The following is a 7,537-nucleotide window of genomic DNA, read 5'->3' on the forward strand; positions in this document are numbered from 1 at the left end:
GTAATCACTTATCCCTCTAGCCTCACTCAACACTGTAGGCTACTCCACATCTCTTGGCGGATGCCCCTCGTAGCTCCAAAGCAGGTGCCGCGGGATCGGCCCTTTGTTTCTGCCTCCCTGTCCTGTCTGCTCCCACGCATGAGCCAGGATCCCCACAGAACGGGATAAGCAAAACAGACCACGGGCAAGCGGTGCCGGAAAACCCAGCTCAGCATAGATTACTGCCGTCGCGCCGTCGATGTTCATCGGAATTCGCTTGCCTTTCTTTTCTGCCAGGTAGTGCTCAATTACAAGGGCTATTTCAGCATACTGGCCCGATACGGTTCCCGCTTCAGCAGCATGAGTTACCAGTTCCAGCAATGCCGGAGCCCGAGGATCCACCGGATGGAAACGATGGCCAAAGCCGGGGATAAACTTGCCATGTAGTTCGGTAAACCGGATCAGTTCCTGTTCAACGGCCTGCTCTAACACAACTCCCGAGTGGCAGCGCTCGGCGATAGCAGAATACAAGCCGACGGCCTGCTCGCCAGCACCACCATGTACATCCCCCAGCACATTCACCGCCGATGCCATCGCATTATTGAGATCTACACCACAGGTCGCGGCCATTCTGGCAATGGCAATACTCGGGGCCTGCGGGCCATGATCGACCGCTGCCATCAAGGCCGCATCAAGCAGTGCCGCCTGCTCGGCTGACGGCCGCTCACCCCGCACCATCAACCAAATCATTTGGGCAAAGCTGGTCTTTCCGATCAGCTGTTCAATCGGGTATCCATGATAGCGGATCTTGCCGGGCGACATATCAATAATGTCGGTTTTCCACCAGTCGCTGACTTCGCGGCCCAACCCTGATTCTGGACGCTCTATGCTCATAACACTCCCTCCTCCCTGAATTGCTCAATCTCCTCTTGGCTCAGGCCAAGCGCCCTCAGACACTGATCGGTATGCTCCCCAAGACGCGGAGGTGGCAGTGAAACAGCAGGACGCTCGCCATTGACCTTAAAGCCGGTCCGGACGTAACGTACATCCTTGTTCACCCCGGGCACATCATGAAAACAGCCGGTAAAATCTCTTCCGGCGACTTGTTCTAAATCAAGGGCCTGCGGCACACTCAGCACCCGGCCTGCCGGTACCCCTGCCTGATTAAGCTTCTCCTCCCAACTTGCTGCCGAGTCTTTGGCAAAGGCAGCCTCAATGATGTCAGTCAGAGCCCGACGGTGTTCCAGCCGTGCCTGGCGATCGGCAAAACGCGAGTCAGTTACCAGCTCTGGCTGTCCTATCAGCCGACAGACGGCCTCAAACTGCTCCTGCTTGTTGGCTGCCAGATTCAGCAAGCCATCTCCGGTACGGAAGGTACCGGACGGGCTGGAAGTGACGTTGTTGTTACCCATCGGCTCGGGTGCCCGGTCTGCAACCAGGTAATTAGAAACTGCCCACCCCATAGTGACCAGGGTTGACTCAAGCATCGAGACATCTATAAAACATCCTTCTCCCGAGCTCTCCCGTCCGGCCAGCGCGGCACAAACCGAAAAAGCCGCCGTCATTCCGCCAATGGTATCAGCGATGGGATAACCCACCCGATAAGGGGCATTGGCCGGATCACCGGTAATACTCATGACTCCCGACATCCCCTGGATGATCTGATCATAGGCAGGCAGATGCTTCATCGGCCCGTCAGCGCCGTAACCTGAGATAGCGCAATACACCAGTTTTGGGTTTTCCTCTCTCAGAACCTCATAACCCAACCCAAGCCGGTCCATCACGCCAGGCCTGAAGTTTTCGATGAGCACATCAGCCTCCCTGACAAGCCTTTTTAGCAACGCCTTGCCTTGGTCAGATTTGAGGTTAAGGGTCAGCGACTGCTTACCGACATTCTGGGCCAGAAAGGAAATCCCCATTTTACTCTTGTTAAGAGAAGGCTCTGCGCCCAGTTGGCGCGCCAGATCCCCGCAACCGGGAACCTCGACCTTGATCACCTCGGCTCCCATATGAGCCAATTGATGGCCACAAAATGGCCCGGCCAATACATTGGTTAAATCGAGTACACGATATTGTTTGAGGGGTGTTAGCATCCCTGCTCTCCTGAATTCCGAACAGCTAACACCGGGCCTGCTGATTGCCAGCCGGCCGGGTGTTATCACTGTGAATAAGTGGATGTTAGAAACTAAGCGTGAAGGATAAGAGTCAAATTACTTGCTGATCTCCATTTCCTCATCGGCAGCTTCAGTGGCATCTGCCGTATTAACCTGCCGACGTTTCTCCCGCCACATCGAGAACAAAGGCATCAAGAGTGCTAGCACTGCACAGATCATGATGGTCAGCGTTAGCGGACGCTCCCACAGGAAGGCATAGCTACCATCAGAGAGAGTCAGCGAGCGACTCAGGTTCTTCTCCAGAATATCGCCAAGAATAAAGCCCAGTAGCATTGGCGCCATCGGGAAGTGCAACAGCTTAAGGAAGGTAGCAATAACGGTAATAATCACCATCATCTGAATATCAAAGGTATTGAAACTCACCAGATACACACCCGTTATCGAGAAGAACAAGATCAACGGGATCAAAATAGGCCGAGGGATCACCAGCAAACGTGAGATGTACGGAATTAACGGCAAATTAAGGATCAACAGCACAATGTTGCCGAAATACATCGAAATAATCACCGACCAGAACACATCCGGATTATCGACAAACAGGCGTGGTCCCGGCTGAATACCGTAGGCGATAAGGGCGCCGAGCATGATGGCCGTTGTCCCCGAGCCCGGAATACCCAGTGTCAGCAATGGCACGAATGAGCCAGTCGAGGCGGCATTATTTGCCGACTCCGGCGCTGCCAGGCCGCGCAGGGCTCCTTTACCGAACTTGGCCTTTTCTTCCTTCGAGGCCAGATTCCGCTCCATCCCATAGCTTAGGAAAGAAGCGATCGTTGCCCCGGCTCCCGGCAGTACACCAACCAGAAAACCGAAGAAAGACGAACGCCCAACCGTCGGCGCGACATGCTTCACTTCCTCTTTGCTCAGCTTCATGCTGCCAAGAGAGTCCATGTCCATCTGTGGCTCTTCCTGCTTGTGCTCGCCACGAAGAACCGTCATCACCACTTCCGTCAGGGCAAAGGTCGCCATAGCCAGCAACAAGAAGCTGATGCCGTCAATCAAATCCACATTATCGAAAGTAAAGCGTGGGATGCCGGACATCACATCGATCCCGACGGTGGCAATCATCAGGCCGAATACTGTCATCATCAGCGCTTTCAGTACCTGCCCCTTGCCGGAGAAGGCTGCCACTGCCGTCAGACCCAATATCATCAAGGCAAAATAGTCACTCGACTGAAAGCTCAGTGACACCTTGGCCAGCGCCGGTGCGGCAAAGAGCAAAACCAGTGCGCCAATTGTCCCGCCGGTAAACGACGAATAGGCTGCCAGTGCCAACGCCTTACCGGCCTGCTTCTTCTGCGCCAGCGGATAGCCGTCAAACGCGGTAACCACGGTACTGGCACAGCCCGGTGCATTAATCAGGATCGACGAGGTAGAGCCACCGAAAATCGCACCGTAATACACCCCGGCCATCAAAATAATACCGGAAGAAGGGTCAAGCCCGTAGGTGATCGGGATCATCAGCGCAATCGCTGATATCGGCCCCAACCCAGGCAGCATACCGATGAAGGTTCCGGCAAAACATCCGACGATCACCATCAGCAGATTGAAGGGCATAACTGCTGTTGTCAGCCCTGACATCATTCCATCAAACATTGTCTTACCCTCCGATGAAAGTGTTAAAGAAGCGTCCGGGCGCCAGATAAATATCAAGCAGCTGAGTTAGGACAAACCAAAAACCCACGGCAAAGGGCACAGACGCCAGAAATAGAGTCTTGGGCCGCCGCTCGCCAAGCAGCCAGTAACCGCCGCCCAGAAACAAGGCTGTCGATATCATAAAGCCCAGCCATTCCAAAGAGATCGCAAACAGCACCATCAAAACCAGTAACTTGGCGACCAGTACGAAGTCATACCCGAACAGACTCAGTCGGTCCTTGCTATCTTTGCTTGCAGTAGCCAGCTGCAGGATAGAGAACAAGATGCCCAGCACAGCCAGCGCCGTCGGCAGGGTTTTGGCATGAAACGGTTCGTATTCATCGCCGGGAAACAAGGCAATTTGATTGGCATAAAAGCCGTATGCAACGGAAAAGCATAGAAATACCAAACCACCGATATGATCTTTGGTTACTGTCATGGGTGATCCCTCACAGTGAACAGATAGAAATGGAGAAGTTAGGAAGAAAAAAAGCGCAGGGGCAAAAGCCTCACTGCGCTACGGCAATTAGTTTAGGAAGCCTAGCTCTTTCATCAGGCCACCGATTTCTTTTTCCTGCTGTACAAGGAAGGCTTCAAATTCTTCACGAGGCTTAAAGATTTCGGTCCAGCCATAGCGATCACGTACCGAAGCCCACTCGTTGGTGTCATACATGTTTTCTAACACCTGAGCATATTCGGCAGCCTGCTCGTCACTTAGCTCTGGTGAGCCAAAGAAGCCACGCCAGTTAACGAATGAGGCGTCATAACCCAGCTCCTTCAGTGTCGGAACATCCGGGGCGACTTTCGAGCGCTCTTCACCTGTCATCGCCAGGATCCGCACTTCACCGGCTTCTGCCAGGCTCAGTGCTTCGCTAAGCCCCGTCGACAACACCTGTGTTTCACCTGACAGCAAACCGGCCATGGCCTTGCCACCAGCATCATAGGCGAGGTATTTCACCTTGCGCGGCTCGCCACCTGCCGCCTTGAATGCCAGCGCGGCAACCAAGTGGTCCATACCACCACGCGATGAGCCACCTGCTACCGACACCGAGCGCGGGTTCTTCTTGTAGTCTTCTGCCAGTTGGGTAAAGGACTGATATTTTGAGTCTTTAGGCACCACAAACGCGGCATAATCACCGATAGTGGCAGCTATTGGCGTAAGATCTCGGAACGATTGTGGGAAAACTTTGGAAAGAGAGCGGATCACAATCGGCGTCGAGTTCACCATCAGGGTATCTTGCGACTGCTCGGCAGTCTTGATCAGGTAGGCAATAGCCTTACCGCCACCACCGCCAGACATATTTTCGTATGAAACCTTATCTACCAGCTCTGACTTTGCCAGCGCTTCGCCGGTCCCGCGAGCGGTACTATCCCAGCCACCGCCGGCACCACCAGGTACCAGGAAGTGAATGGAATCAACGTCTGCCTGTGCTGTCCCTACACTCATTGCCGACGCAATGACAGCTGCTAATACGGATACACGCTTACGGGTAATAAACTGAGTTAGCATAATGGTTCCTCATTAATAGTGATTTGTTCCTTCACCATTAACGTTATGCCCGCGCCCGATTTATTAAAAGATTGTAAAATTAATGTGAATAAGGTCCTTATTGGTAATTTTGTTCATAATGTTCACAGCACCCAGACGCCAAGAAAGGTACACTGCCTGTAACAAGGAATATGGGTGGAAGGATATCACCAGTTACCATGACGCAGTTTCTGTCATTACGCCATCTTCGGCTAAAAACACGTATGGTGTTGATTCTAGGTATAATCGCAATACTTCAGACCGGTGTGCTGGGGCATTTCACCATTCGCTACCTCGATAACGTTCTGGATGAGCAAATTGGCCAGCAGGCAATGCGTGTCGCGCAGTCCATTGCATCGTCACCGGATGTCATTCAGGCCATCACCGAAAAGAACACAACATTTTTGCAACCACTGAGTCTCCGACTGGCTGAATCGACCAAGGCTCGATTCGTTGTCTTTGGTGATAAAAACGGTATTCGCCTTGCTCACCCTTCTCCTGCTCGTATCGGCAAATCGATGGCTGACGATGACGGTGATACCAACGAACCAGCGCTTATCCACGGCAAGGCATACGTATCGAAGGCCAAAGGCAGTATAGGCTGGTCAATGAGGGGGAAAGCCCCGATATTCGAGCAGGATGGAACGACTATCATCGGGATCGTTTCTGTCGGCTATATGCTGGATACCGTCGATACCATTGTCGGCCACCACAGAGTCTCTATGCTCGTTGCTATCACCATTGCTTTCTTGTTTAGCGTGGTCATGGCCATCTTGTTCGCCAACCACTTCAAGAAGGCCATTTTCAACCTCGAACCGGAGCAAATAGGCCGCCTGTTCCGTGAGCGAAATGCCACCCTGGAAACCGTACGAGAGGGGATTGTTGCCATCAACCACGATGGTCATATCACCACCTTTAACCATGCCGCCATCAAAACGCTTAAGCTCCCCGAAGAGCAGCAATATATAGGTCGTCATATCCAGGATGTATTGCCGGATAGCGGCATGCTCGACGTGCTGGAAAAAGGCGAACCGCAGTTCGATCAGGAAGTGTGGTTACATGATCATAACCTCATCGCCAACCGGATCCCCTTGTTGCAAGACGGCGTGGTCACCGGCGTTGTATCGAGCTTTCGCCTTAAGAATGAGCTCGACATGGTCAGCCGTAAGCTCACCCGTATTCAGCAATACGCCGAAAGCCTGCGCAGCCAGTCACACGAGTACAACAACAAACTTCACACGATTGCCGGACTGATCCAGATAGATGCCAAAGACGAAGCGCTGGCAGTGATCGGCCAGGAAACCTCCAGCCATCAGGCCTTTATTCAACATCTAATGAAGGTAACTTCAGACAGTATTCTGGCCGGTTGCCTGCTCGGCAAATACAACCGGGCCAAAGAGCTGGGACTTGAGGTATATATTGATGAAGACAGCCAGATGTCAGCCCTGCCCGAACAACTACCCCGCGAGCAGTTGGTCAGTATTTTAGGCAATCTGATCGACAACGCCCTTGAGGCAACACTGGCGCACCATGGCAAGGGGGGCACAGTCAGCCTTAGCCTGTCTGATTTTGGCAAAGAGCTGATTTTCGAAGTCAATGATCAGGGAGCAGGACTGACGGCAGACGAGGCTGACAAAATATTTACCCGCGGCTATACCACCAAAAATACGCAAGGCCACGGAATTGGCCTCGATCTGGTAAGAAACCTCGTCGATCATTTGGGCGGCATGATCACTGTAGAGCCAGCCGAGAACGAAGGCAGCCGGTTTACCGTCTACCTGCCGAAAGCATTCCGGGAACCCGCAACTGAACATGGAAAAGAGGACGTATAATGGGAACACCGATCACTGTCGTCATTGCTGAAGATGACCAGCAAATTGCCGAGATCCAGCGACGATTTGTCGATAAAATTGAAGGATTCGAGATTATCGGCATTGCCCACGGACTGGATGAGGCCCGTGATCTGGTCGAGGTCCTCAAGCCTCAGTTGCTGCTGCTTGATAACCAATTTCCGACGGGAACCGGTTTGGAACTGCTCCGCGAATTACGAGCCAGCGGCAGCAGCACCGATGTCATACTGGTGACCGCAGCCAAGGAGGTCGATACCCTGCGCACTGCCATGCACAGCGGGATTTTCGACTATATCCTCAACCCCGTGGTGTTTGAACGCCTGCAGGCATCGCTAGGCAACTATTCAAGCCACCTTGATACGCTCGCTGAAAGA

7 protein-coding genes are annotated in these 7,537 nt (G+C 53.0%); 2 read left to right on the top strand and 5 right to left on the bottom strand.

Going from position 1 to position 7,537, the window contains the following annotated elements; all coding sequences use genetic code 11:
• Nucleotides 1-39 precede the first annotated feature (39 nt).
• The 5 genes from MHN01_RS10625 to MHN01_RS10645 form a co-directional block, all read right to left on the bottom strand.
• Complete coding sequence (locus tag MHN01_RS10625) at nt 40-873, bottom strand: citryl-CoA lyase (RefSeq protein ID WP_239411333.1); 834 nt, start codon at nt 871-873, stop codon at nt 40-42.
• Nucleotides 870-2,072, bottom strand: coding sequence for a CaiB/BaiF CoA-transferase family protein (locus tag MHN01_RS10630; protein WP_239411334.1), 1,203 nt, complete (start codon nt 2,070-2,072; stop codon nt 870-872). The genes MHN01_RS10625 and MHN01_RS10630 overlap by 4 nt, the downstream gene beginning before the upstream one ends.
• A 117-nt stretch (nt 2,073-2,189) precedes the next feature.
• Nucleotides 2,190-3,746, bottom strand: a complete 1,557-nt coding sequence (locus MHN01_RS10635; protein WP_239411335.1) for a tripartite tricarboxylate transporter permease — start codon at nt 3,744-3,746, stop codon at nt 2,190-2,192.
• A 4-nt stretch (nt 3,747-3,750) separates the two neighbouring features.
• On the bottom strand, nt 3,751-4,224 hold the full coding sequence (locus tag MHN01_RS10640; RefSeq protein WP_075762866.1) for a tripartite tricarboxylate transporter TctB family protein: 474 nt from the start codon (nt 4,222-4,224) through the stop codon (nt 3,751-3,753).
• A gap of 87 nt (nt 4,225-4,311) precedes the next feature.
• Entirely contained in the window at nt 4,312-5,295 is a 984-nt protein-coding gene (locus MHN01_RS10645; RefSeq protein WP_239411336.1) for a tripartite tricarboxylate transporter substrate binding protein, read from the bottom strand.
• A gap of 197 nt (nt 5,296-5,492) precedes the next feature.
• Here MHN01_RS10645 and MHN01_RS10650 point away from each other — a divergent pair, with 197 nt between their 5' ends.
• Entirely contained in the window at nt 5,493-7,145 is a 1,653-nt protein-coding gene (locus MHN01_RS10650; protein ID WP_239411337.1) for a sensor histidine kinase, read from the top strand.
• The coding region (locus MHN01_RS10655) for a response regulator (RefSeq protein ID WP_239411338.1) at nt 7,145-7,537 on the top strand (393 nt) is incomplete at its 3' end. The genes MHN01_RS10650 and MHN01_RS10655, both read left to right, overlap by 1 nt.

Origin of the sequence: Photobacterium sp. OFAV2-7 (genome assembly GCF_022347985.1) — a bacterium.
In the GTDB taxonomy this organism is placed as follows: domain Bacteria; phylum Pseudomonadota; class Gammaproteobacteria; order Enterobacterales; family Vibrionaceae; genus Photobacterium.

What these genes read in the sequence shown, in the direction of transcription:
- MHN01_RS10630 (WP_239411334.1), bottom strand. Translation starts at nt 2,072, where the DNA reads ATGCTAACACCCCTCAAACAATATCGTGTACTCGATTTAACCAATGTA.
- MHN01_RS10645 (WP_239411336.1), bottom strand. Translation starts at nt 5,295, where the DNA reads ATGCTAACTCAGTTTATTACCCGTAAGCGTGTATCCGTATTAGCAGCT.
- MHN01_RS10650 (WP_239411337.1), top strand. Translation starts at nt 5,493, where the DNA reads ATGACGCAGTTTCTGTCATTACGCCATCTTCGGCTAAAAACACGTATG.
- MHN01_RS10635 (WP_239411335.1), bottom strand. Translation starts at nt 3,746, where the DNA reads ATGTTTGATGGAATGATGTCAGGGCTGACAACAGCAGTTATGCCCTTC.
- MHN01_RS10625 (WP_239411333.1), bottom strand. Translation starts at nt 873, where the DNA reads ATGAGCATAGAGCGTCCAGAATCAGGGTTGGGCCGCGAAGTCAGCGAC.
- MHN01_RS10640 (WP_075762866.1), bottom strand. Translation starts at nt 4,224, where the DNA reads ATGACAGTAACCAAAGATCATATCGGTGGTTTGGTATTTCTATGCTTT.